The 22,845-nt window shown below is 62.1% G+C and carries 22 protein-coding genes; 9 read left to right on the forward strand and 13 right to left on the reverse strand.

Annotation, left to right across the window (positions count from 1 at the left end):
• Positions 1-11: 11 nt before the first annotated feature.
• Positions 12-671 (reverse strand): glutathione S-transferase family protein, encoded by a 660-nt coding sequence (locus AC1Z32_RS05930; RefSeq protein ID WP_483477759.1) that lies wholly within the window; start codon positions 669-671, stop codon positions 12-14.
• Positions 672-905: 234 nt separating this feature from the next.
• Between AC1Z32_RS05930 and AC1Z32_RS05935 the strand changes: the two genes are divergently transcribed.
• Entirely contained in the window at positions 906-1,421 is a 516-nt protein-coding gene (locus tag AC1Z32_RS05935; protein ID WP_483477760.1) for a response regulator, read from the forward strand.
• Here the strand turns inward: AC1Z32_RS05935 and AC1Z32_RS05940 are convergent.
• Positions 1,405-1,770 carry a hypothetical protein gene (locus AC1Z32_RS05940; RefSeq protein WP_483477761.1) on the reverse strand — a complete coding sequence of 122 codons (366 nt, stop codon included), beginning with the start codon at positions 1,768-1,770 and terminating at the stop codon, positions 1,405-1,407. The two genes, AC1Z32_RS05935 and AC1Z32_RS05940, sit on opposite strands and share 17 nt — an antisense overlap.
• 555 nt (positions 1,771-2,325) lie before the next feature.
• On the opposite strand from AC1Z32_RS05940, the gene AC1Z32_RS05945 reads away from it, so the two are divergent.
• Positions 2,326-2,496 carry a hypothetical protein gene (locus AC1Z32_RS05945; RefSeq protein ID WP_483478235.1) on the forward strand — a complete coding sequence of 57 codons (171 nt, stop codon included), beginning with the start codon at positions 2,326-2,328 and terminating at the stop codon, positions 2,494-2,496.
• 45 nt (positions 2,497-2,541) lie between these two features.
• On the forward strand, positions 2,542-3,249 hold the full coding sequence (locus AC1Z32_RS05950; protein ID WP_483477762.1) for an MgtC/SapB family protein: 708 nt from the start codon (positions 2,542-2,544) through the stop codon (positions 3,247-3,249).
• A 33-nt stretch (positions 3,250-3,282) separates the two neighbouring features.
• On the opposite strand, the gene AC1Z32_RS05955 is transcribed toward AC1Z32_RS05950, so the two are convergent.
• The gene (locus tag AC1Z32_RS05955; RefSeq protein ID WP_483477763.1) at positions 3,283-3,783 is read right to left on the reverse strand and encodes a flavin reductase family protein; all 501 of its coding nucleotides are present in this window, start codon (positions 3,781-3,783) and stop codon (positions 3,283-3,285) included.
• Positions 3,784-3,921: 138 nt separating this feature from the next.
• A complete protein-coding gene (locus tag AC1Z32_RS05960; protein WP_483477764.1) occupies positions 3,922-4,398 on the reverse strand; it encodes a GNAT family N-acetyltransferase in 477 nt (158 codons plus the stop codon).
• Positions 4,399-4,758: 360 nt separating this feature from the next.
• Here AC1Z32_RS05960 and AC1Z32_RS05965 point away from each other — a divergent pair, with 360 nt between their 5' ends.
• Positions 4,759-5,283 (forward strand): phasin family protein, encoded by a 525-nt coding sequence (locus tag AC1Z32_RS05965; protein ID WP_483477765.1) that lies wholly within the window; start codon positions 4,759-4,761, stop codon positions 5,281-5,283.
• Between the two features lie 25 nt (positions 5,284-5,308).
• Here the strand turns inward: AC1Z32_RS05965 and AC1Z32_RS05970 are convergent, their stop codons facing one another.
• Positions 5,309-6,205 carry a LysR substrate-binding domain-containing protein gene (locus tag AC1Z32_RS05970; protein ID WP_483478214.1) on the reverse strand — a complete coding sequence of 299 codons (897 nt, stop codon included), beginning with the start codon at positions 6,203-6,205 and terminating at the stop codon, positions 5,309-5,311.
• Positions 6,206-6,418: 213 nt separating this feature from the next.
• On the opposite strand from AC1Z32_RS05970, the gene AC1Z32_RS05975 reads away from it, so the two are divergent.
• Entirely contained in the window at positions 6,419-7,057 is a 639-nt protein-coding gene (locus AC1Z32_RS05975; protein ID WP_483477766.1) for a hydrolase, read from the forward strand.
• A 52-nt stretch (positions 7,058-7,109) separates the two neighbouring features.
• On the opposite strand, the gene AC1Z32_RS05980 is transcribed toward AC1Z32_RS05975, so the two are convergent.
• Positions 7,110-8,549: a serine hydrolase domain-containing protein gene (locus AC1Z32_RS05980; RefSeq protein WP_483477767.1), complete on the reverse strand. Its 1,440-nt coding sequence runs from the start codon at positions 8,547-8,549 to the stop codon at positions 7,110-7,112.
• 380 nt (positions 8,550-8,929) lie between these two features.
• Between AC1Z32_RS05980 and AC1Z32_RS05985 the strand changes: the two genes are divergently transcribed.
• Entirely contained in the window at positions 8,930-10,576 is a 1,647-nt protein-coding gene (locus AC1Z32_RS05985) for a sialidase family protein (protein WP_483477768.1), read from the forward strand.
• A gap of 60 nt (positions 10,577-10,636) precedes the next feature.
• Here AC1Z32_RS05985 and AC1Z32_RS05990 read toward each other — a convergent pair whose 3' ends face one another.
• The 7 genes from AC1Z32_RS05990 to AC1Z32_RS06020 all read right to left on the reverse strand — a co-directional run bounded on the left by AC1Z32_RS05990 (position 10,637) and on the right by AC1Z32_RS06020 (position 15,029).
• Complete coding sequence (locus tag AC1Z32_RS05990) at positions 10,637-10,831, reverse strand: glycogen debranching N-terminal domain-containing protein (RefSeq protein WP_483477769.1); 195 nt, start codon at positions 10,829-10,831, stop codon at positions 10,637-10,639.
• An 82-nt stretch (positions 10,832-10,913) separates the two neighbouring features.
• Positions 10,914-12,278, reverse strand: a complete 1,365-nt coding sequence (locus tag AC1Z32_RS05995) for an MFS transporter (protein WP_483477770.1) — start codon at positions 12,276-12,278, stop codon at positions 10,914-10,916.
• A gap of 104 nt (positions 12,279-12,382) precedes the next feature.
• Positions 12,383-12,706, reverse strand: coding sequence for a DUF1840 domain-containing protein (locus AC1Z32_RS06000; RefSeq protein WP_483477771.1), 324 nt, complete (start codon positions 12,704-12,706; stop codon positions 12,383-12,385).
• A 131-nt stretch (positions 12,707-12,837) separates the two neighbouring features.
• On the reverse strand, positions 12,838-13,053 hold the full coding sequence (locus AC1Z32_RS06005; protein ID WP_483477772.1) for a hypothetical protein: 216 nt from the start codon (positions 13,051-13,053) through the stop codon (positions 12,838-12,840).
• A gap of 162 nt (positions 13,054-13,215) precedes the next feature.
• Positions 13,216-13,491 (reverse strand): hypothetical protein, encoded by a 276-nt coding sequence (locus AC1Z32_RS06010; RefSeq protein WP_483477773.1) that lies wholly within the window; start codon positions 13,489-13,491, stop codon positions 13,216-13,218.
• 141 nt (positions 13,492-13,632) lie between these two features.
• Positions 13,633-14,424 (reverse strand): DUF2182 domain-containing protein, encoded by a 792-nt coding sequence (locus AC1Z32_RS06015; RefSeq protein ID WP_483477774.1) that lies wholly within the window; start codon positions 14,422-14,424, stop codon positions 13,633-13,635.
• A gap of 2 nt (positions 14,425-14,426) precedes the next feature.
• The gene (locus tag AC1Z32_RS06020; protein ID WP_483477775.1) at positions 14,427-15,029 is read right to left on the reverse strand and encodes a DUF1326 domain-containing protein; all 603 of its coding nucleotides are present in this window, start codon (positions 15,027-15,029) and stop codon (positions 14,427-14,429) included.
• Positions 15,030-15,311: 282 nt separating this feature from the next.
• Between AC1Z32_RS06020 and AC1Z32_RS06025 the strand changes: the two genes are divergently transcribed.
• The 3 genes from AC1Z32_RS06025 to AC1Z32_RS06035 all read left to right on the forward strand — a co-directional run bounded on the left by AC1Z32_RS06025 (position 15,312) and on the right by AC1Z32_RS06035 (position 22,716).
• Entirely contained in the window at positions 15,312-15,518 is a 207-nt protein-coding gene (locus tag AC1Z32_RS06025; RefSeq protein ID WP_483477776.1) for a hypothetical protein, read from the forward strand.
• 819 nt (positions 15,519-16,337) lie between these two features.
• Positions 16,338-19,406 (forward strand): CheR family methyltransferase, encoded by a 3,069-nt coding sequence (locus AC1Z32_RS06030; RefSeq protein ID WP_483477777.1) that lies wholly within the window; start codon positions 16,338-16,340, stop codon positions 19,404-19,406.
• A complete protein-coding gene (locus tag AC1Z32_RS06035) occupies positions 19,399-22,716 on the forward strand; it encodes a response regulator (RefSeq protein ID WP_483477778.1) in 3,318 nt (1,105 codons plus the stop codon). The genes AC1Z32_RS06030 and AC1Z32_RS06035 overlap by 8 nt, the downstream gene beginning before the upstream one ends.
• Positions 22,717-22,845: the final 129 nt, after the last annotated feature.

Genomic DNA, 22,845 nt, shown 5'->3' on the forward strand with positions numbered 1-22,845 from the left:
GTGGCAGCAACTCAATCGCGATCCGGCGCACCGAGCGGAAACAATGGCCGATACGGCCGCGCTTCATCGACCGCGCGCGCGAACGAAGGCCGCGCGAGCAGGCGCTTGCGATACGCGATCACATTCGGATACGCGTCGCCGATGCGATGCGACCAGTCCGCATAGAACAGGAACGGCGCGGCGCCGCAGTCGGCGAGGCTGAACGTGTCGCCCGCCGCCCATTCGCGCGCGGCCATCAGACGTTCGAGGAACGCGTAGGACGTGTCGAGCATCGCGCGGGCATCGGCGACGCCGCGTGCATCGCGCTCGGAAGGATCGCGCATGGCATCGAACACGATCTTCTGCTGCGGCGTCGACACGTAGTTGTCGAAGAATCGATCCATCCAGCGCGTTTCGAGCGCGGCGCGTGGATCGTCGGGTATGAGGCGCACCGGGCCAGGGTGATGCAAACCCAGATATTCGATGATCACGGTCGATTCGATCACGGGCCTTCCGTCATCGACGAGCACGGGGAAGCGCTTCATCGGCCATATTTCGGTGAGCTCGCGCATCGATTGCGGCGTCTGCGGCGTGAGCGCGCGCCATTCGAACGGCGTGCCGTTCTCGTACAGCGCGACGAGGACTTTCTGGCAATACGAGGAAAACGGGTGCGCGTACAGTTGCAAGGTCATCTGACAGCCTCCGGTGTTCGAGCGGGTTCAGGAGCGCGGCGCGACGGTAATATGCCGATTCACAGCGCCGCTTATTTCCTCGACGAGCGACACGCGTGCCATTCGACAGGGAATCCGACATTTTTTGTTGTGCGGCGCAGCGTGGGAGCGGCCGATTTGCTAACGTGCGCGGTCCGAGGCATTCGCAAGAAGGGCCATCTCCCCTCAATTGTCCGTCGAGTCCGGCCGAAGAGCATGAAGCACGAATACAAGATCAGGATCGTCGTAGCAGACGATCGCCCCGTGGTCCTTTACGGGCTGCAAAGCTGGTTCGAGTCGCACGAGCGCTTCCAGGTCACGGCCTGCGTCAGAAACGCCGATCAATTATTCGCGCGGCTGAAATCGGCAAACTATGACCTGATCGTGGTGGGCTGCGGCATCGAAGGCTCCGGCGCGGACGATTTCGCGCTCATGCCCGCGCTGCGGCAAACGTTCCCCGACACGCCAGTCATCGCCCTCACCGACGAAGCCGCCACGCCCGCGCTCGCCGCGCTGCAGCGCTCAGGCGTGTTGGGTATCGCGAGCACGCGCGATGAAGCGCGCGTCTTCGAGCGCGTATGCGAACGCGTGCTCTCCGGCGCGAAAAATGTCGTCTCGCCGCGCATTGCGGCGTGGCTCGGCTCGCGCGAGGCACCCGCTTCCGCCGTCGATTCGAGCCCGGACTATGGCGCCACGCGCATACGCGTCAGGCAATTCATCGCACCGGCCTGAACACGGCGCCATCCCCGGCCGGGCCTTTGGAAAGCGCGAGGTGACTCTTCACCTTTGGAAGCCCGAGGTCTTGCCCGTCCTCGAATCCCTTCTCGTATGAGCGTTGATCGAGCGCCTCGAAGAGCGGTTCGAGTTCATCTACGTGTGTGCGGATCAGTTCCATCAGCGGCCTGACGAGCGCCGCGTTGACGGGTGTCGCGCCCTCGTCCGTTCCTCTCGTACCGCTGACCACTTGCACGAGGGCGCGCAGCGATCTTGCCCGCTGCATGCAGTAGTCGCTCAATGGCATTGAATAAGTGACGACTGCATGACCTTTGTCATTCACCGCGACGCTTACCTTGGACTCCATTGCCTCTCTCCGTCTGGAAATTTTGGGAAGTCCTACTCTAGAAGCGGCCGCGCGGCGCAAACCACTAGAGAAATCCGATTCAGGTTGACGCATATTGCGCGCGGTGACTAAAATCGCGCATCTCAAAAACGGGGCGATCCTTTGGACACCTGCAGTAGTCAATCTTCGAACTGTTTCGCTGCCTGACCGGCAGGACGCCGCTCCCCGCTTCCTTTCAAGCTCATAGCCGCCGTCCCGCCATCAGGCAGACGGTGCGCGCCGCAGTACTTTCTCTCGTGCACCCTTCGTTGACGCCATTCGGGCGATGACGCATCACGCGTTCGCCTTCGTGCGTCCTCGTTCGCGCTCCCCGGTCGTTTCCGGGCCGGGCGCGGGCGCGTTCATCATTCGACCGACGAGGAAATCGCCATGTCCGACAGCGACTGTTGCCCCTTGCGCAGCCCCTTAAGCAGCCCATCACGATCCATAGCCGAGGCAGGCCCTTAGCGCGTCGACCCCGCGTCGATCGTGCGCCGGCCCGCCGCCATCGCGCCGCCCGGCGCACCGAGAACACGCATGAACTTCCTCCTCTTGTCACAACTGCCGCGCGTCGATGAATCGCGCATCCACTACGACGCCATGCTCAACCTCGACGAACCCGCCACGCGCGGCGGCATGCTCGCGCGTCTAAGGCATCTCGTGCGGCGTTTCATCGCGATCTTTCACGCGAACGACATCTGCGCGTGAGACGCTTATCCGTTTATTTCCGGAAAAGGTCTCGCCTCTGACCCGATGAGCGTCGATTTCGCCTTGCGCCTGTTCGCCGCCTTCGCCTGCGGCGTCGCGATCGGTCTCGAACGGCAGTTGCGCCAGCGCACGGCGGGATTGCGCACGATCACGCTCGTCGCGAGCGGAGCGTGTTTGTTCGTCACGCTCGGCATGCTGACGGGCAACGGCGTCGCGGGCGTCACGCAGATCGCCGCCTACGTGGTGTCGGGTGTGGGCTTTCTCGGCGGCGGCGTGATCATGCGCGACAAGGGCTCGATTCAAGGCATCAATACGGCGGCGACGCTGTGGTGCGCCGCGGCCGTCGGCGTGCTGTGCGGCACGGGTCATTACGGTCCGGCGGTCGCGGGTACGGGCGTCGTGCTCGTCACCAACACGCTGCTGCGCGAAGTGAGCCGCGCGATCAACGCGACGCCCGTATCGAGCGCGGACCTCGTGCGCGAATACGTGCTGACCGTGATCGGACGCCAGGAGGACGAAATCCACATTCGTACGTTGCTCTCGAACGCGATGGAATCGCAGCCGCTGTCGTTTCTGAGCCTGACGAGCGAGGATACCGACGGCGAGGCTCCGCGGATCAAGGTGATCGCAACGGTGCGCATGCATCCGAAAGACCAGGCGAAGCTCGAGCGCATGGCGAGCCGCATGAGCATGGAGCGTGGCGTATCGAGCATAAGCTGGTCGGCGGCGGAGGTGGAGACGGCGCCGGAGTGAGCTTGCTTGCGCATCGCGGTGCGGCGGCCCTGCCTACCTCGGTTCGCAAAACGCCTTCGCATAGAGCTCGGCGCTGCGATCGAGATTGCCCGTCGCCGAATACAGCAACGGCTGGCCGTCCGCATCGAGCACCGCGCCATCGACTACTCGTCCGAGCATCAGCCGATGATCCCCGGCCTCGATCTCGCTGATGACCTGGCAGTCGAAATAGGCAAGCGCGTCCCGCAATAGGGGCGCTCCCGTCAGACAGGCGCGCCATGGCGTCGACGATAGCTTGTCGACCGTGCGGCCCGATTGTGTGCCGAAGTGGTCGGCCAATGGCTGCTGGTCCGCGCGCAATACGTTTATCGCGAAGACGCGGCCGCTGCTCAGGATCGGATACGACGCATGCTCCGGGTTGATGCAGAGCGCGACGAGCAGCGGGGAAAACGATACCTGTATCACGGAGCTCGCCGTGAACGCATTCCGCAGATCGCCGTGCGCGACGCCGATCACATATACGCCTGCCGTCAGACGCCGGAAGAGGTTTGGCATGTCATCGGCCATGATCGCACCCTTTCGATTCCTTGCTGCTGCGACTTCCACGCGACAAATGGAACGCCATGATGCGTTCGTCAAAGATTCCCCGCATACGATGATATTCCGTTAGCGAACGGCCCATCGCGGCCCGGTTCAGACCGGATGCGGCAGTGTCTTTTCGAAGCGTACGGCTTCACCCTGCCGAAGACAGTCGTCGCCGGCGGACATTCGGCGATACCCGCTGGCCTCGCAAACACGCGATGCACATCGCTCGGCGGGCATGGTCGCAAGCCACACCGTTTGATAGCCAAGCAGGCGCGCCTCCTCTTCGAGATACGACAGCAGCGTCGCTTCCAGACCGCAATATTGCGGGCGGACATAGAGCAGGCGCACCTCGGCGATCTTGTAGCTTTGCCGTCGAATGGCGCCGCATCCCATTGCTTCGCCCATGGCGTTTCTCGCGATCACGAAGCGCGCGCGGATACCTCGCAGGTCGCCGGGGTCCATGCTGTGCTGCCCGCTCTCGCCCGTCATCGCCGCAAGATAAGCCGCCCGTTCGTCGCACAGGATGCGTGCCTCGAGCGAGTCCGGGTCCTCGCTGCCGATGTAGACCGTCTGTGAGTCACTCATGTTTGCCTCGAAATGGAAGGAACCGGAGACGGTTCCTCTTAGCTATTCCAGCAACGAACATTCCCCTGCAAAAACCGCTCGCACGCAGGCCAGGTTCCGCTCATCGAGAGGTCGAAAGCCGCGCCTTGCGTCCGCACTCCGTTGCGGCGAACGCGCGAGATTTTCGCGGATGAAACGGGAACCGCCACGCGCGTCCTTCGTCTGAGACGTGAGATGCGGCATGGTCCGCCGGTCAGCGCGTATCGCCGGATTTTTTATCGCGCATGCACGCAGCTGTCATATCGCAGTGAGCTAATCAGACGTACGAAAGCAAGCCTTTTCTTTTTACCGATTTACTTTCGACTTCCAGGAGTGCGGTCAATGTTCCACTATCCCGGTTATTTCGCTTACCAGATTCCGTCGCTCGCGCGTGCCAACTTGCAGGCGTTTCTCAATGTGACCGGACGCTTCGCGAGCGGTCTGCAGGCGCTCGCCGAACTGAACGTACAGACGGTTCGTAAGGTGGCCGAGGAAAGCAATGCGCTTCTGCGCGCGGGCGATGAGGCCGGCGCGGGAGACGTGCTCGGCTGGCAGTCGGTCATGCTCGCGCAATTTCCTCAAAAGGCCGCTTCTTATGGACAGCATGTGCTGTCGATCATCACGTCGACGCAAGACGACATGATCGGCGAAGTGCGCAACCAGTTTGAACGCAACGGCATCGACTTCAATGACATGGCGAACGCCGCCGCCGATGATGTCGAAACGGCCGCGCAATCGTCGGGCGAACTGGTCACGAATCTCGCCGACACCGCGAATGACGCTGCGCGGCAAACGAACGCTGTCGTGCTCGATGCGAGCGGTGAAGTCGTGAAGACTTCGCGTGCGTCTGCGAGGCGTTCGCTCTGATCCGGCGATGATGCGCGACACGCGCTCACTCATCCTTCTGAATATGCGTGGCGAGGTGGTCGATCAACAACCGCACGGCAGGCAACAGGCCTCTGCGTGACGGAAACACGGCATGGACCAGCCCGCCTTTGGGCGTCCAGCCTGGAATCACATCGACCAGCTCGCCTTTTTCGAGCGCATCTTCGACGACCATATACGGCAACTGCACGATGCCCACACCCTTTAGCGCGGCTTGCCGGAGCACGGTCATATCGTCGGTGATATAGCGGGGCGCGTGAGCGACGCGCGCCTCCGCTCCTTCCGGGCCAATCAGAGCCCATGCATGATCGCGCTGCGGTCCCCAATCGAGGCTAGGCATGCCGACGATCTCCGCCGGATGCGCAAGCTTTCCGTGCTCCTTCACAAGCGCCGGAGCCGCAACGAGACGCTGCGGACTTCCGGACAGCACGCGCATGACGAGCCCGCTGTCTTCGAGCGGCGGGAAACGCACGCGTAGCGCGAGATCGAGGCCTTCTCCGAGGACATCGACCCTGCGATTGGTTGCATCGAGAAGGACTTGCACCTTCGGGTACTGCATCATGAAGTCGGCCACGAGTTGCCCGATGCGATATTCGAGCAGCGTCGTGGGGCAACTCATGCGCACGGTGCCCTGGGGTTCCGAGAGTTTGCGCTCCATGACTTCGCGGGCGGCATCTGCTTCGACGATGACTGCGAGGCAGCGCTCGTAGAATTCCCGTCCCGTCTCCGTCACGGAGAAATGCCGCGTGGACCGGTTGAGCAGGCGAACGCCGTATCTTGCTTCGAGATCGGCGATGCGCCGGCTCAGCTTGGACTTGGGCATGTTGAGCGCTCGGCCCGCTTGCGTGAAACCGTGGTTATCGACCACTTTGACGAAGTAGAAGATGTCGTTCAGATCATCCATTACTGTCCCTTCGGCAGAACAATAAAGGCATCTTAAGGCATTGACTGCCAAGAAGACGTTCGTTGTTCTGCTCATGGAACACAGTCGGCATTTTTCGGGACTGGAAGCCGAGTGGTCGCTCGCATAGCATTCCCTTTGCATGCAGATCCGACGCATCGCGCATCGATCATCGGCATCGCCTTTTCACTTCCCGCACTGTTTCCGGAGGCAAACATGGCAAGCGAACCCATTCGCGACCCCGCGAACGATCATCTTCTGACGCCGCAGAATGCAGCATTCATCGTCATCGATTACCAGCCGGTTCAGGTGAACTCCATTGCGTCGATGGATCGTCAGCAACTGGTCGATAACATCGTGGGCGCTTCGAAGGCCGCGGTCGCCTACAAGCTGCCTATCATCCATTCCACGGTGAACGTCAAGACCGGCCTGAACAAGCCGCCCATTCCGCAACTGCGCGCGGCCCTCAGCGACTATCCGACCTACGATCGAACGAGCATCAACTCGTGGGAAGACGTCGAATTCCGCGCTGCCGTCGAAGCGACCGGCCGCAAGAAGCTCATCATGACTGCGCTGTGGACGGAAGCCTGCCTGACGTTCCCCGCACTCGATGCGTTGAAAGCCGGCTACGAAGTGTATGTCGTCGTCGATGCGGTCGGCGGAACGTCGGTGGCGGCGCATGAAGCTGCATTGCGCCGTATCGAACAGGCAGGCGGCAAGATGATCAGCGTCGCCCAGCTATTCTGCGAGCTTCAACGCGACTGGGCGCGCAGTGAGACCGTGCCGGCCTTCATGAATCTTTTCATCGAAACGGGCGGCACCGCGGGCATCCAGTTCGCATACGACAAGAACTGACTTCCACCACGCGACGGCCGGCTTCGCTGCCGGCCACGCGTGATGTGCCACGCTATCTGGAGCCGCCTGTCTCAACGGGCGCGGCGGGCAATGCGGCGGGCAATGCGTCGATCAACCTTGCGAGAAACGTCTCGTGATCCCACGATTTCTCGGGACGCGAGAGACCCATACGGACCACGACGAGCCTGCGGCTCGGCACCACACTCACGAACTGGCCTTCGTGACCAACGAGGTGGAACGCGTCGGGCGGCAGCGTTGGCGGTGGCGATGCGTGACTGTCGAAGGGCTCCGGCACCTTGACCCAGATATGAGCGCCGTAATCGCGGCGCGGCGACTGCAACGTGACCTCGCGCATGTAGCGCACCCAGCCTGGCGGAAGTATTCGCTTGCCGTCCCATACGCCGTCCTGCAGCAGAAGTTGCCCGAAGCGCGCCCAATCGCTTGCGCTCGCGCACATGAACGACGCACCGACGAGCATGCCCGCCGCGTCCGCCTCGAACACAGCCGTGCGCATGCCGAGCGGCTCGAACAACGCACGACGCGGGAATTCCAGATAATCGCGCTCGGTGCCGCCAAGCGCCTGCCGAATCACCCGCGAGAGGATCTCGGTCGTGCCGCTCGAGTATTCCCATCGTGCGCCGGGTGCGAAAGCGAGCGGCTTTCGCGCGGCGTAGGCGCTTTGATCCGCTTCGGCGAACAGCATGATGGCGACGTCCGAGAGCGGGTCGTCGTAGTCTTCGTTGAACTGCAGACCGCTCGTCATCCGTAGCAATTCATCGAGCGTGATGCGCGCGCGTGAGTCTTCATCGCCGCGCCACTCCGGCAGCAGCCCGGTGGCGTCCGGCGAGAGCTTGCCTTCACCTACCAGCACGCCGATCAACGCCGCAGTGACGCTCTTGCTCATGGACCAGCCGATGAGCGGCGTTTGTGCCGAGAAGCCCGGTGCGAACCGTTGTGCAATGATCCTGCCGTCTTGCATCACCACCAGTGCGCGCGTGCGCCGGGGATTGAGCGGGTCGGGTTCGTCGAACGCGCTGTCCACGACGGCATGCAGCGCGTTGTCGTGGACATGCGCTGCGGGCTGCGCATCGGGCTGCGCATGGGGCAGCGCCCGGTTCGATGTCGGCTCGATCATCGTCGCGGGGCCGGCGAGTGCGTCACCGAGCTTCAGCGTGCAGCCGAGTCCGGGTCTGAACCACGCTTCGCGCGCAGCCATGCCGAGAAAGGTCGCGCGGGCGCGGCGCGCCTGCACATCGATTGTCGGATGCACCAGATGCAGAAGCGGATGGACCCCGGCCTGAATGTCCTCGTCGATGACCTGGCTCGCGGGGCGCCCCGACACGAACACGCCGGTACAGAGAATCTTGGCGGCATAACCGGTGCCGATAGGTGCAATGCGTGAAAGTGTGAAGCCCGCGTACGCCAGAGATGCGATCAACGCGAGACCGAGCGTCCACCAAAGAATCGCGATTCGACCGACCGATCTGATCATGGCACGAAGGGTTCGCTCCGGGGCTAACGATGAAACATCGTCGCTCCGATTCTAGCGGCAACTGAAGTGCCAATGTTTCTGCAAGCGCGTACATGCTATGCCCGCGCTTCTGCAACCCTCATACCACATCAATGCGACAGGCGACGCCGCGTGATGCGCCCGCGTTCGTAATGAATTTTTCACACAATTTCGGCTGCCGCGACCTAGTGTGTTTCTGTACACGAATCGGTGTACCTCCCGGCGAGCGATAGCAAGCGTTCATTTTGCGGCGGGGCAAGTCATTGCCATATGCATTGGAGGATCACAGTACGAAGGTCATCGTGGTGGTGATGTAAAGCTGGCGGTGCCAACGCGTTTCCCCCTTTTTCGCGAGGCAAGAAATGAAATCCAACTTCAGACGCCTATCCCTTTTACTATCCCAAGGAATCGCAGGCGGCGCTGTCATCGCGCTCACGTGCGGCATCAGCCCAGGCGCTCATGCACAAGCGCTAGGCCCACTCGTCCAGGTGACCTTCGGCGATCCGTTCAGCGGATGCACCGCAGACCAGGTGCATGCGCAGCAGTCGGCATTCGGGAGCGGCCTCTTCCCGGACACGTCGATCGAGCCTTGGGTGGCGGTCGATCCGACCAACCCGGATCGCCTGCTCGTCGGCCATCAGCAGGACCGCTGGGATGACGGCGGCTCGCGCGGACTCGTCGGCGTCGTCTCCAACGATGGCGGCACAAACTGGGCCAATACGATTCCGTCCGGCGTTACCGACTGCAGCGGGGGCAAATATCGACGCGCCTCCGATCCGTGGGTCGACTTTACCCCGGCCGGGACGGCCTTCTTCTTCTCGCTGGTCCTCGACCCCATGAAGCCGACGACTCCGTTCGGCGCACGCAATAGCGCGATGCTGGTCAGCCGCTCCCTCGATCACGGCGCGACGTGGCAAACTCCCGTTACGCTGATCCGCAACAACTCGCCGCATGTGCTCAACGACAAGAACTCCCTCACCGCCGATCCGACAGCGAACGGCAATGTCTATGCGGTGTGGGATCAGCTGAGCGTGTTCCCGCCGACCAAGGACGCCGCCCAGTTGCTGGCGGAAAACGATGGTGTCCAGATCGCGCGCAAATTGCGGAAATCCGCCGCGTCCGCAGCGGGCGGCGCGCCCTTCTTCACCTTCAATTACACCGGCCCGAGTTTCTTCTCGCGATCCGTCGACAATGGCGTGACCTGGAGCACGGCCACCCCGATCTATCAGCCGGGCACGAATGCACAGACGATCAACAACATCGTGCGCGTGTTGCCGAATGGGACACTGCTCGATTTCTTCACAGGGCTCGGTGTCACGCCAGCGGGTTCGAGCATCGGCTACGTGAAGTCCACGAACAAGGGCGTGAGCTGGACCGCGCCGACGTTCCCCATCAACATCCAGTCTGCCGGCGTGGTCACTCCGAACAGCGGCCAACCGGTGCGCGATGCTTCCATTCTCTTCAGTGTCGCTGTGAATCCGACGTCGGGGGCCCTCTATCTCGTCTGGCAGGACGGTAGTCTTTCGACCGCTTCATGCACCACGCCCACCGGGACGATCTCGAAGATAGACGCGATCCTCTTCAGCGAGTCGGTTGACGACGGGGCTAACTGGTCGACACCCGTGAAGATCAACAAGACCCCGGCGAATGCCGCGAACCCGTGTCGACAACAAGCCTTCATCCCTGCCGTGGTGGTGGCGGGCGACGGCACGGTCGTGGTGACCTACTACGACTTTCGTAACGACACGAACACACCCGGCTTCGAGGGCACCGACTATTTCGCGCTCTTCTGCTCCGTCGGGTGCACGAACCCCGCCAACTGGGTCGCTGAGCGAAGGCTGACCACGGCCTCGTTCAACATGCTCGACGCTCCGTTCGCAGGCGGTCATTTCCTCGGCGATTACATGGGCCTGGCTGCGAGCGGACCGAAGACCATTCATCCCGTATTCGGCATAGCCACCGCCCCCAATGTGACGGCCGAATTCACGCGCAAAATCACCCTGCCGTGAGCGCAAACCGGGGACTGGCGGCGCTCGGCTCCAGTCCCCGGGACCAAGCGCGCCACGGTGTCAGCGGCGACTCGACGACTGCGCGATCCGGCCAGCCAGCTCGGCCAGCGACACGGCGCGCAGACCGTAGTTCGTCATGTCGATGTCCTCGTGAATGCCGCCGCCGACATGACGCGTCAGCGTCACGCCGATCTTATGGGCCTCTATCGGTCCGTTCTCGCTGTCGAGCGAGCGATTCGCGAGCAAGACCTGCATCGCGAAGGGCTCGACTCAGCCGGCCTCGCATCGCCTGAGCACACAGCGGATAGACACGCCCGGCGCCGGCGCACCGCGCCTATCAATGAGCCGGTCTCGCGTGGCCATGCTTCTGCATCGGCTCGTCATATTCGCGCGAGATGTCCTTGTTCGTGTAGTCGCCCATGCGCCAGGCCGCGGCAAGACTGAACAACGCGCATACGAAGATGTAGCCCGCGATCGCATAGCCCGAGTGGTAGTACGCGAAAAGCGCGGTGGCGATCAACGGCGCGGGACCGCCCGCGATCAACGAAGCCAGTTGATATCCTAGCGATGCGCCGCTGTAGCGCAGCCGTCCCGTGAAAGACTCGGCAATCAAGGCCGCTTGCGGCCCGTACATCATCGAATGCGGCACCAGTGAGAGCACGATGGCGGCGAAGATCCACGCCGAAGCCCTGGTGTCGACCATGGCGAAGTAGACGAAGCCGAACAGGCCCGCGAACGCCGCGCCGATCATATACATCCGTCGCCGCCCGATGAGATCGGATATGTGACCGAACAACGGGATCGTGAAGAATTCAAGAACCGATGCGGCCAGGACGGCCGTGAGCAAAAGGTCGCGTGTCGCGCCGAGCGTCCGCACGCCATAAGTGAAGACGAAGGCCGTGAAGATATAGAAAGGCGCCTGTTCGGCCATTCTCACGAAAGCGGAGAGAAGGATATCTTTCGGCTGCCGGCGTATGACTTCGAGCATCGGCGTCTTCTCGATCTTCTGCTCGGCCAGAAGTTTGGCGAAGATCGGTGTCTCGAGGATATTCAGGCGGATATAAAGACCGATCGCGACCAGCACGATACTGAGGACGAACGGCACTCTCCATCCCCACGTGAGAAATGCGCTGCCGGAAATCTCGCTCATGGCCAGCACGACGAGATTCGCGATGAACAGCCCCGCGGGCACGCCGAATTGCGGCCACGAAGCGACGAAGCCGCGATGCGAGTTCGTGCGCGCCCATTCCATCGACATCAACACGGAGCCGCCCCATTCGCCGCCGACGCCCACGCCCTGGATGAAGCGCAACACGGTCAGAATGACAGCACCCCAGATGCCGATGGTCGCGTAGGTCGGCACGAACGCGACTGCGAACGTGGCGAGCCCCATGAGCAGCAGCGTGACGATCAATGTGGCCTTGCGTCCAATGCGATCGCCGTAATGGCCGAAGATCGCCGCGCCGACCGGCCTCGCGACAAAGCCGACGGCGTAAATCAGAAAGGCCTGCAAGGTGCCGACGAGCGGGTCCGATTCCGGAAAATACAGTTTGGCGAAAATGAGACCGGTGACAATGCTATAGAGAAAGAAGTCGTACCATTCGATCGTCGTTCCGATCGTGCTGGCAATGACAGCGCGGCGTAGCTGGCGGCGGTAATCGTCGTCGGAAAGGGGCATGGCCCCTGGTTGATTGGCAGCCATTTTGGATCCCCACATGTGGGCAAGCGCTCAGCGAGCGGTTACGGCATTACGGCATAAATCATTCCGCAATAGTATGAATTTTTCCAGCGGTACAGCCTGAGCGGCTATAACCCCCAAAGGATGTCTGCGTCATGCTGATGCGCCAGCCTCAACATGTCGAGGAACGGAAGGGCGCGGTGCCGTAATCCCTCACTGGTGCTTCGCCCCTTGTCCCCAACCGATGCATGGAAATTCGCACCGTGCTCGTCAGCGGTTTTTGCATCGCTTTCGAGGGCCGCTTCGAGGCGAGCGATCGCCGCGGGCATTTCGTCGTGCATGATGACGCCCCTCTCGTCGAGGCGCTTGCCAATGGCCCCAAGAAGGTATCCCGCCAAATCACGCAGCATCATAACGTCAGGTGTTGCTTTCGATTGAAATGTAACCAGCATGGCCGTCCTCCCTGCTTCTTCGCGCTGCCCCAGCCCGGTGTCCAAATTTCAATATATCACGTTGTGACATATATTGAATGTTCGTAAATACGGCAGCCGGCGTGCTGGATCGAATCCAACGGCAACGCTCCCTATGTCACACGCGCATACGCCCGGATGTATGCGCGCAACATATCCTCGACGGTAGTTTGCAGATTCGTCAGTTCGGGCCGCTCGCCGAGCGCGGCAAGGGCATCACACAAAGTTCCTCGCGTAAGCTCACGATTCCCTTCTTTAAGTATAAGAAGTCCATTGAGTGCCAGCGTTGCCGAAAAATGACGTGATCCCACGGTTTCAGAGATTTCCATTGCTTCCTCCGCTCTCTTGCCTCGGCTCTATCATTTCCATCATCTGCGCGACATGATGAGAATGATCGTCCGATGAGCGTCGCGTCGCAATCGATGGGCCGACTCCGCGTGAAAGATGCGGGCGTCCACGAGGGCGGTCGCTTCGCGCATTCGTCCTCGACATCACGTATTGCGGCGATCCGCTCGAGGCATCGCCTGGTCTTCACGGCTTTGCCCTCCGCTGATACGTTCGACGTGCTCGAGTATCACTTTTCTATGGTCAACCAGAGCTTGCCGGGTTCCTTGCATGGTCATCAGCAGTTCGAGCGCCAATGAGGTGTCGTGGCCGTCCCTCTTGAGCTCCTGGATCAGGTCTTTTTGACGTTGAATCCGCTGGTTGGCCATCAGGATGTCGCTGTCAGCCTGGTGCAGCCTCTCGATTTCCCCCTGAAGACTCATCACGCCCTCCCATTCTGAAAACCGGACGCCGACCGCACGGCACAGTCTGCACGATATGCGGTTGCATACCTCGTGCCACGCCTGACGCGCGGACGCGTGCGCGAGCAGGGCCGCGCGCCGTGCGCAACGCGGGGGCACCCGTCAGGCGATGCGCGCATTCTGCACGATGATCCACGCGGACCACGCAATCAACGCGACGCCGAGCGGCTTGCCGATGACCCCGCCCCAGCGCAGATTCTTTTCGGCCGCCATGATCGCGCCCAGCGCCAGCATCCAGCCGACGCTCCCCGTGCCGACAGCGAACATCAGCAGCATCAACGCCCAGCAGCAGCCCACGCAAAATACCCCGTGGCTCATGCCGAGCAGAAAGCTCTCGCGGCGCGCGCTGCGGCCACGCCAATGCTCGGTGATGAACATCAGCGGCGAGCGGCATTTGTCGAGACATCGATGCTTGAGGCTGCTGAACTGATACAAGCCCGCGAGCGCGACGATCCCAGCGCCGATCAGCCAGCTGTCCGCGAGCATCATCGGCGATTGATCCGCAAGTCGATGGAGCGCCGCGTCGAAGCCGTGCGCGACGAAGCCGAACAGCGCCCAAGCCGTCGCGTAACCGACGATCAAAAGCGCCATGAGCGCATTCCGGTTTTCGCGCGCGATTGTCATTCGCCGGAAGGTGTCGAAGAGCGGGAAGGCGGTCGGCAGCATCATCGCCGCGATCATCAGGAGCCATGCGATGCTATGCAGCAACGCGGCGAGCGTGAGGCTCGCGCCGGGCACCGCGCGGCATATCGCGCCGACGACAGGCAGTTCGGCCCAGCTCGCGTGACGCAGATAGCGCGCATAGGGCCCCGCGTCCCACATCCATAATGCAATCCACGCGCTGATCGTCAATGCGACGAAGAGCGGCGCGAAAAGCCGGGAGCGCAGACGCATCTTCACGACGCGAAGCTGAACGATCCCTGAATGGCGTTGTGCCCCGTCAATGACAGGTCGAGATTGAGCTTCTCGTGCCGCAGCCGAAACGAACTCGCCTTGCCAACGAAGGCGGGCGATCCGGGTATTGTCGAAAAGATGCTTTCGACCAGTTTGGTCGGCTCGCCGGTCGGTCCGCGATAGGGCTCCAGCTCGGCCTCGATCGTATCGCCGACCTTCATCCGGCCCTTGCCTTCGACGACCGTGTATTCGATCGAAGCGCGTTCGATGGACACCATCTCGCCGATCAGCTTCACGATATCCGCGAGCGGTCCGCCGCGCTCCCCGCGGTGAACGCTGACCAGCGCGTCGAATTGCGCGTCGCTCGCACGGTCGTCGACGAACATCGCCACGCGCCAGTCGCCTTTCAGCACGTTGCCGGGGATGAACGCCGCGAACGCTACGGTCACGCCCGATACATCGACACCATCGATCGTGCCTTTCTCGTAGTGGTAAGCAATCGCGCTGCGGCACGTCCCGTTATCGGGATCTTCCCCGATCCAGCACGGACACAATACCTTGCATTCGCACACTTCGAGGATGCTGCCCATCAGTTGATAGCTCATTCGCGCCTCCTCTGCCGGTTGAATCCGGCCGGGAAGAACATCGCCGGACATCCTTCGTTGTAGGCGTTAAACGGACAGGAATCAAAGCGTCCGCGTCCGCGCGCTGGTGCTCTCCACGCAACATTAAAACGGCGACAGCCGCAGCTTTTTGAAAGGCATCGATGGCCTCATCGGAACTCGATAATCGAGAATCGATGCGTTCGCCGAGGAGGCTCGCATTCGTGAAAGCCCAGTCCTATAACAGTGGTGATGACGCCGGGTCTTTCTGCTGCGGAGGTTTGTATGAAGCTGCTTACCTCATTGCTCCTCGTCGCGCTTTTCACGTCCGCAGCGCATGCGGAGGAAGGCGATGCGGAAGACCGTGCGCTCATCGAAAAGTGGACGGCTGAACAAAAGAATACGCCGCGCGCGGAGCGTGTATCCGCTCAGGCGCAGGACAAAGCGCCGCCTGGCGACGCACGCGCCGCCAAGGCTGCTTCAAGCCCGTGAGTCTATCTTGCGCACGTCTCAACTCAGGCCGTGCGCCCGATGCCACGAGCCGACAAAGCTCCCAAGGCCACCCCACCGCATTGACCTGCGCAAGCACGATGGCAGCAGCAAGCGCAAGGCGACGAACGATGCCGTGCCTGCCACGAACGCCAATGCCGCGGTCACCGCAGGTGATCATGATTTCGGGCAATCCAGCGCCACGCACCGAATCGCTCTAGCAATAGATTGCTTCGCATGACAAAGCGCGATAACGGGCAGTGATGTACTGGGCGCAAAACCGGCAACTGTCCCGCAGCGTGACTAGGGCTATGAGCAAGTTCTCCGGTCGAAGCGGATGAAACACAGCTAGGCCAGGCCGACGAACATCTAGCGCTTGCGGAGCGCCAAATACAGCACCAAGAACTGATCATTCAACAACTGGACAAGGACAGTCACGATACTTCCTTAGCCCTCAAGCTCCTGCGCACCATGCGCGATACTCGAAACGTCATGCAGAGCCACAAGGCTTGCATGAGCACGCAGTATCCGCCCCAAAGACGCATGGGAAGCTTTCAAGCGCTCCCTGGGGATCGTCAGGTAGACAAACTTCAATACGAACGGACGCACTATTCAAAGTCAGTTGCCGCCTGTGGTGAGCATACGAAATCGAGGTACTCGTCAGCGCTGCGGCGAGTGGTACGACTGTTCTCCAAGCACGAATGTTTAGCACTGTTCTTCGCACAGGGCTTAAAAATCAACACACTAAAGCTTGATGCTCGCGCGTCAAACTGTGAAATTTTCAGGGCGCTAAACTAGGCGTAGATCGTCGAAAGGGCTGCTATGACGAAGCATCCAGTCCAGCGTGCTGCGGGCTCTGAGTTTCGAGTGGTAGGTGTTGGCGCGTCGGCCGGCGGCATCTCGGAACTGCAGACGTTTCTGAGTTCCCTACCGGCTGAAGCTGGGCTGAGCCTGGTGCTCGTGCAGCACCTGGCGCCTGGACAGCATGACCGGCTCCTGGATCTTCTCTCGCAGTGGTCCGCGCTGCCGGCGAGTCGCGCCTGCGACGGGGAATCTCTGCGCCCGGGTCGTCTCTATGTGGCCAGCGCCGATGAAGTGCTCACGGTGGAAGGCGGCGTCTTCCATTCACCGCCCGCACAAGGCGGGCATCGCGGTCCCGGAATCGATAACATCGACGCGTTTCTCGACAGCCTTGCCCGGGACTACGGTCCGAGCGCAATTGCCGTCATCCTGTCCGGCATGGGGAACGATGGTGCCGCGGGTGCATCGAGCGTTCTGCAGGAAGGCGGAATGGTGATCGTTCAGGACCCGCTTACAGCCATGCATGACAGCATGCCGCGCGCCGTTCTCGAGCGCAGCGCCGCTCACTATGTCCTTCCAGTCGGCGAAATCGGACCGCTTCTGCTGCAGTGCGCTTCGCCGGGATACATGCGGCCCATCAAAACGGTCGATCCGGCAGACGCGACGTTCGACACCCTCGACGGAATCGTCGGGTTGATCCGCTGCCAGGAAGGGATCGATCTGGGTGGCTACAAGGCGTCCCCGCTGCTCTGGCGTATCCGCAAACGCATGAACGAGCGTCGCGTGACCGCGCTGCGCGACTATGAATCCCTGTTACGCGACGATCCCGCGGAACTGCACACCCTGATGCGCCGTTTGCCGATCCATGCCACCGGGTTCTTTCGCGATCCTGACGCCTGGGAGGCACTGAAACACGACGTGATTCTGCCGCTCATGGATAGCTGCAAGCGCAAGCCTTTGCGCGTATGGACCACGGCGTGCGCGACAGGCGAGGAGGCTTACTCCATCGCCATTCTGCTGACAGAAGCCATGGCAATTGGGAGAGGACGTCCGGGGTTTCAGATCTTTGCGACTGACGCATCGCCGGAAATCGTCGCGCGCGCAAGCCAGGGCATTTTTTCACAGCAGACCATGCAGCATATCTCCGAAGCGCGCAGGTCAGCGTTCTTTTATGGAGCGGATGGCATCTTTCGCGTCAAGCGGCACCTGCGCGAGCGGATGGTATTCGCACCGCACGATCTCCTCGCCGATCCGCCCTTGCCCGATATCGATCTCGTCACATGCCGCAACCTGCTTATCTATCTGAACGGCGACGCAATCGACCGCGTTATCGCCCTGCTCCATGCAGGGCTGCGTATCGGCGGCTATCTTTTTCTCGGCAATAGCGAAGTTCTGCCCGCGCACCAGCAGGGTTTCGAAGCGGTCTCCAAACGCCTGGGAATTTACCGGAAGATCGGCGCCGCGCCCGGCGTCGATATCCGCTTCACGACGCAGCACGAGGCGCTCGGCGATCGTGCGGCCGCCACCGCCATTGCGCACCGCGCGGCGATTGAGCAGTTCGACCTGCCATCGGTGTTGATCGACCATGAATTCCGCGTTCTGCAATTCTACGGAGACACCGGTGACTATCTGCGTCAGCCTACTGGTCGTCCCACCGACAATTTGCTTGATCTGTTGGAAAGCAACGTCGTCGCCGAAGTCAAAGCCGCGGCGGCGGAAGCCATCGCTGGCAGCCGGTCCGTGACTCTCCAGAGCATGCCCGATCGAATCACCGGCGAGTATTTGTCGAGCTTGCGGATGACGCCAATGCGAACCGTCAACGGCGCCGCTGAGCCCCGGTTGCTGGTCTCGTTCATCCCCGCCGGAACCGACCTCGCGAGCCAGGGCCACGGCGATGTCCTTTCGTTCCGTGGCACAGGCAGCATTCGGGGAATGGAATTGCAGAGCAGCGCGCTGCGCGTGTCGTACGCAGAACTCGACGCTTCGCGCGAAGAACTTCAGGTACTCAACGAAGAGCTTCATGTATCGAACGAACAACTCAAGGAGAAAGTTGCCGAACTCGAAATGCAAAGCCGCGTGCTGAGTGCCGGCGCGGTGATGACGCTCTTTCTCGACGACCGGCTGGGCATACAGTGGTTCACTCCCGCAATCACGGCGTTGCTGCCGCTGATGTCAAACGATGTCGGCCGCCGCGTAACCGATCTGAATGCCAGGTTCGATGATCCTGCATTCCTCGACGACGTGCGCTCCGTGCTGGGCACGCACGAGCCGCGCGAAGCGGAGATCAGCAGCCACGACGCGCGGTGGTATCTGCGGCGTATTCGCCCGTATCTCACGTCGGCGGAGTCGGTTGCTGGTGTTGCGATCACGTTCACGGACATCACGGAGCGCAAGTGCGCGGAGGAGGCGCTGCACGAGAGCGCCAGGCGCAGCGCCTTTCTCGTCCGGCTCGCCGATGCGTTTCGGTCGCTATCCCTCTCCAGCGACATGCAACATACCGCGGCGCGCGTGTTGCGCGAGCAGCTGGATGCGTCCCGTGTCATCTGGGTCGAGAGCGACGCCGACGGAGCCCTGAGGATCGCGGCCATCGACAGCGCACCGGACGCAATCGATCCCGATGAGCGATATGTGATCGGCGGCGATCCGGGCCACATGCCGGGCGAGTTGCTCTCGGCCCGAAAAAACTGGAGCGACGGGACTGCTGCCGTGCGCACCGCAGAAGCGGCGCACGGCATCGTGGACGGCAACCCAGGAATCGGCGCGTGGGCCAACGTACCTTTGACGTACGCTGGATGCGTCACGGGCACGCTTATCGTGCATCTGCGAGATGCACATCCATGGTCGGGGGAAGAGTTGACCTTCCTGGAACTCGTCGCCGAGCGGGCCTGGGCCGCCGTCGAGCGCGCGCGGGCAGAAGAAGAGGTTCGCGCGCGCAATGCCGAACTCGAACGCTTCGATGCGGTAACGGTGGACCGCGAGCTGAGAATGATCGAACTGAAGGAAAAGGTCAACGCACTGCAGCGGCGCCTCGGCGAAGCGGCCGACTATCCTTTGGACTTCGGCCCCATTGGAGGATTCGACGATGCGTGATGCACTGAGCAATGGCGGCGAGATGGGTGCGCGCACGCGCGCGTTCGACTGGTCGACGACGTCGCTCGGACCGGCTGAAAGCTGGCCGCAGAGTCTCAAGACGGCCGTGTCGATCATGTTGGGCTGCCAGTATCCGCTACTGATCTGGTGGGGGCCGGAGCTCCTTCACTTTTACAACGACGCCTACCTGCCGGTGCTTGGCAAGCGCCATCCAGGCGCGCTTGGCCGACCGGCCGCCGAAGTCTGGTCCGAGGCGTGGCCGCTCGTTGGACCTCAGGCCGATGCCGTGATGCAGGAAGGCCGCTCTTACTGGAACGAGGAGCTGCTCATCGTCATGACGCGCAACGGTTATCCCGAGGAGGTTTTCATGACCTTCTCGTACGGTCCGATCATGGACGACGACGGTCGCGTGGGCGGCGTGTTCTGCGCCTGCACGGAAGAGACACCGCGCGTGCTCGGCCGACGCCGTCTGGCCACGCTGCAGGCGCTCGCCGATCGCTCAAACCGAGCAAAAACCGAAGTCGATGCGTGCAAAATGGCGGCCGCCGAAATGTCGCGCAATGCCAACGACCTGCCGTTCGCGTTGCTGTATCTGCTCTCCGACGACGGCAAGTCGCTCCGTCTCGCGGGACATTCGGGCCTTGACGCGGGTGGGCCGGCAAGCCCCCTGACGATCGACCTCGCGCACGCCGACGCGCTTTGGCCGCTACTCGAGGCGTTAACGTCCGGCAAGGCCGTCGCAGTGGAAGACCTGGAAGTTCGGTTTGGCCCGCTGCCCGGCGGGCCTTGGCCTGAGCCAACTCAGCGGGCGCTCGTCTTGCCGATGCCCCGGCCGGGACAGCAGCGGCTGGCCGACTGCTTCATCGCTGGCCTCAGTCCGCGACTTCCGCTCGACGAAGAATATCGCGCATTCCTCGGTCTCGTGGCGGCGCAGTCGGCGACCGCGATCGCCAACGCGCACGCATACGAAACGGAACGTCAGCGCGCCGAGGCGCTGGCGGAAATTGATCGCGCAAAGACCCTGTTCTTCGCGAACGTCAGCCATGAGTTCCGCACGCCGCTGACCCTCATGCTTGGTCCGCTCGAAACGCTCCTCGGCGGCCAGGAGCCTTTGGCGCCATCACAGCGGGACGACATCGAGATCGCGCATCGTAACGCGCTGCGGCTGCTCAAGCTCGTCAACACGTTGCTCGACTTCTCGCGCATCGAGTCCGGGCGTGCGCAGCCGGGGTTCGAGCCGGTCGACGTCGCGAGTTTCAGCGCCGAACTCGCGAGCAACTTCCGCTCGGCGATCGAGCGCGCAGGCATGCGGCTCGTGATCGATTGCCCGCCGCTCGCGGAGCCGGCGTGGATCGATCGGGACATGTGGGAAAAGATCGTGCTCAACCTGCTGTCGAACGCGTTCAAGTTCACTTTCGATGGCGAGATCGCGGTGCGCGTCGCCCGAAGATCCCGCGATGAGCTCGTTCTGACCGTCAGTGATACTGGCACAGGCATCCACGCGACCGAACTGCCGCACCTATTCGAGCGCTTTCACCGCATCCGCGGGGCGCGCGCCCGCTCTCACGAAGGCTCGGGAATCGGACTGGCGCTCGTCATGGAACTGGTAAAGCTGCATGGCGGAACCATCGGCGTGAACAGCGAAGTCGATCGCGGTACAACCTTCGAGGTTCGCATTCCAGCAGGCGCTCGGGGGCAGGCCGCGCATTCCCCGGTGACGGCGCCTGTTCGCGGGACCACGGCCATCGGCGCCGGCCCGTTCGTCGAAGAGGCGTTGCGCTGGCTGCCGGACGGCACGGCTACCGTTACTTCCATCACACGCGAAGCCGAATCTGGGCGGCAGGATCGCCCCCGGCTCGCGATCGACCCTCAAACGGGTGGCGGACGGCGCATCACCATCCTGGTCGCGGACGATAACGCCGACATGCGCGACTACGTGAGGCGTCTGCTCGCCGACGATTACGACGTTGCGACCGTGCCGGATGGCGAATCCGCGCTGCGCTTCGTGCGCGCTCATCCACCCGGCCTCGCGCTCGTCGACATCATGATGCCAGGCATGAATGGCCTGGACCTGCTGCGCGCAATGAGATCCGAACCTCGAACACGACATATCCCGATAATTTTGCTGTCGGCGCGCGCCGGCGAGGAGTCGAAGATCGAAGGGCTCGATGCTGGCGCCGACGATTACCTGGTCAAGCCGTTCGCGGCGCGGGAACTGCGAGCACGGGTTCAGGCTCACGCGAACCTTGCCGGCGAACGCCGCCGCACGGCGGACGAGCTCAACGCGCGCTTCGGCGACCTTCAGCGCGCGAACTCTAAAATTCGCGATGCGCGGCGCGCGACGCTCAACGTGCTGGAAGACGCGGTCGAAGCACGCAATCGCGCGGAGCAGCTATATGGCGAACTGCGTGAGCAGACCATGTGGATCAACGGTCAGCGCGAGGCACTCGAGGCGGCAGTGAATGGCGAACCGCTCGCGACGTCCCTGGGCATTCTCGCCCACGTCGTCACCGCCTCGCTCGGAGACGGCACGCGCGCTGCCTTCTACCTCGCCGACGACACCGGCAAGGTATTGCATCACATCGTCGGCATGGGATCCGAATATGCCGCGGCAGTCAACGGCTTCGCGATCGGGCCGGAATCGCTTGCGTGCGGGCTGGCCACGCACATCGGCGAACCCGTCATTACCGTCGATGTGCTAAAGGATCCGCGTTGGGAAACATGGCGATGGCTCGCTGAGCGCTTCGACTATCGCGGCTGCTGGAGCTTCCCAGTCAACACGGCTGCGGGGAAATTCATCGGCACCATGGCGCTGTATCATCCTCAACCTCGTGACATGACGAGCCGGGACCTGCAAATGGCCGCACTGCTGACGAGTACTGCGTCGATCGTAATAGCGCGGCACAAGGAAGCCGAGACACGAAAGTTTGCCGAATTGGCGTTTCGCCGCAGCGAGCAGCAATTGCGCGCCTATCTGGCTGGGAGTTTCGACGTCGTCTACCGCATGAGCGCCGACTGGCGCGTGATGTGGCATCTCGAAGGAAAGGCCTTGATCGCCGACACCGCCGAACCCAACGATACATGGCTCAACCGGTATATCCATCCCGACGACCGGAAAGTCGTGATGCAGACGGTCGATCGCGCGATACGGACCCGATCCGTGTTCGAGCTGGAGCATCGGGTCATTCGCGTTGACGGCACGCTCGGACGGGTTCTCTCCCGTGCGATTCCGGTGCTCGACGAGCATGGCGAAATCGCCGAATGGATCGGGACGGCCGCGGAAGTCAACGCGGCTGGACATGCGGAATAGCTCCACTTGGGACAGAGCCGCATCACTGCACGGGAGGCGGTCCAAGACACGAACGCCGATGCTCAATCGCTCGACACTCAACCTCTTCTTGCGCACTGGGCGTCAGTTGTAGCGCAAAAAGCTGAGCAA

This window comes from Caballeronia sp. 11_S32, from assembly GCF_056930355.1.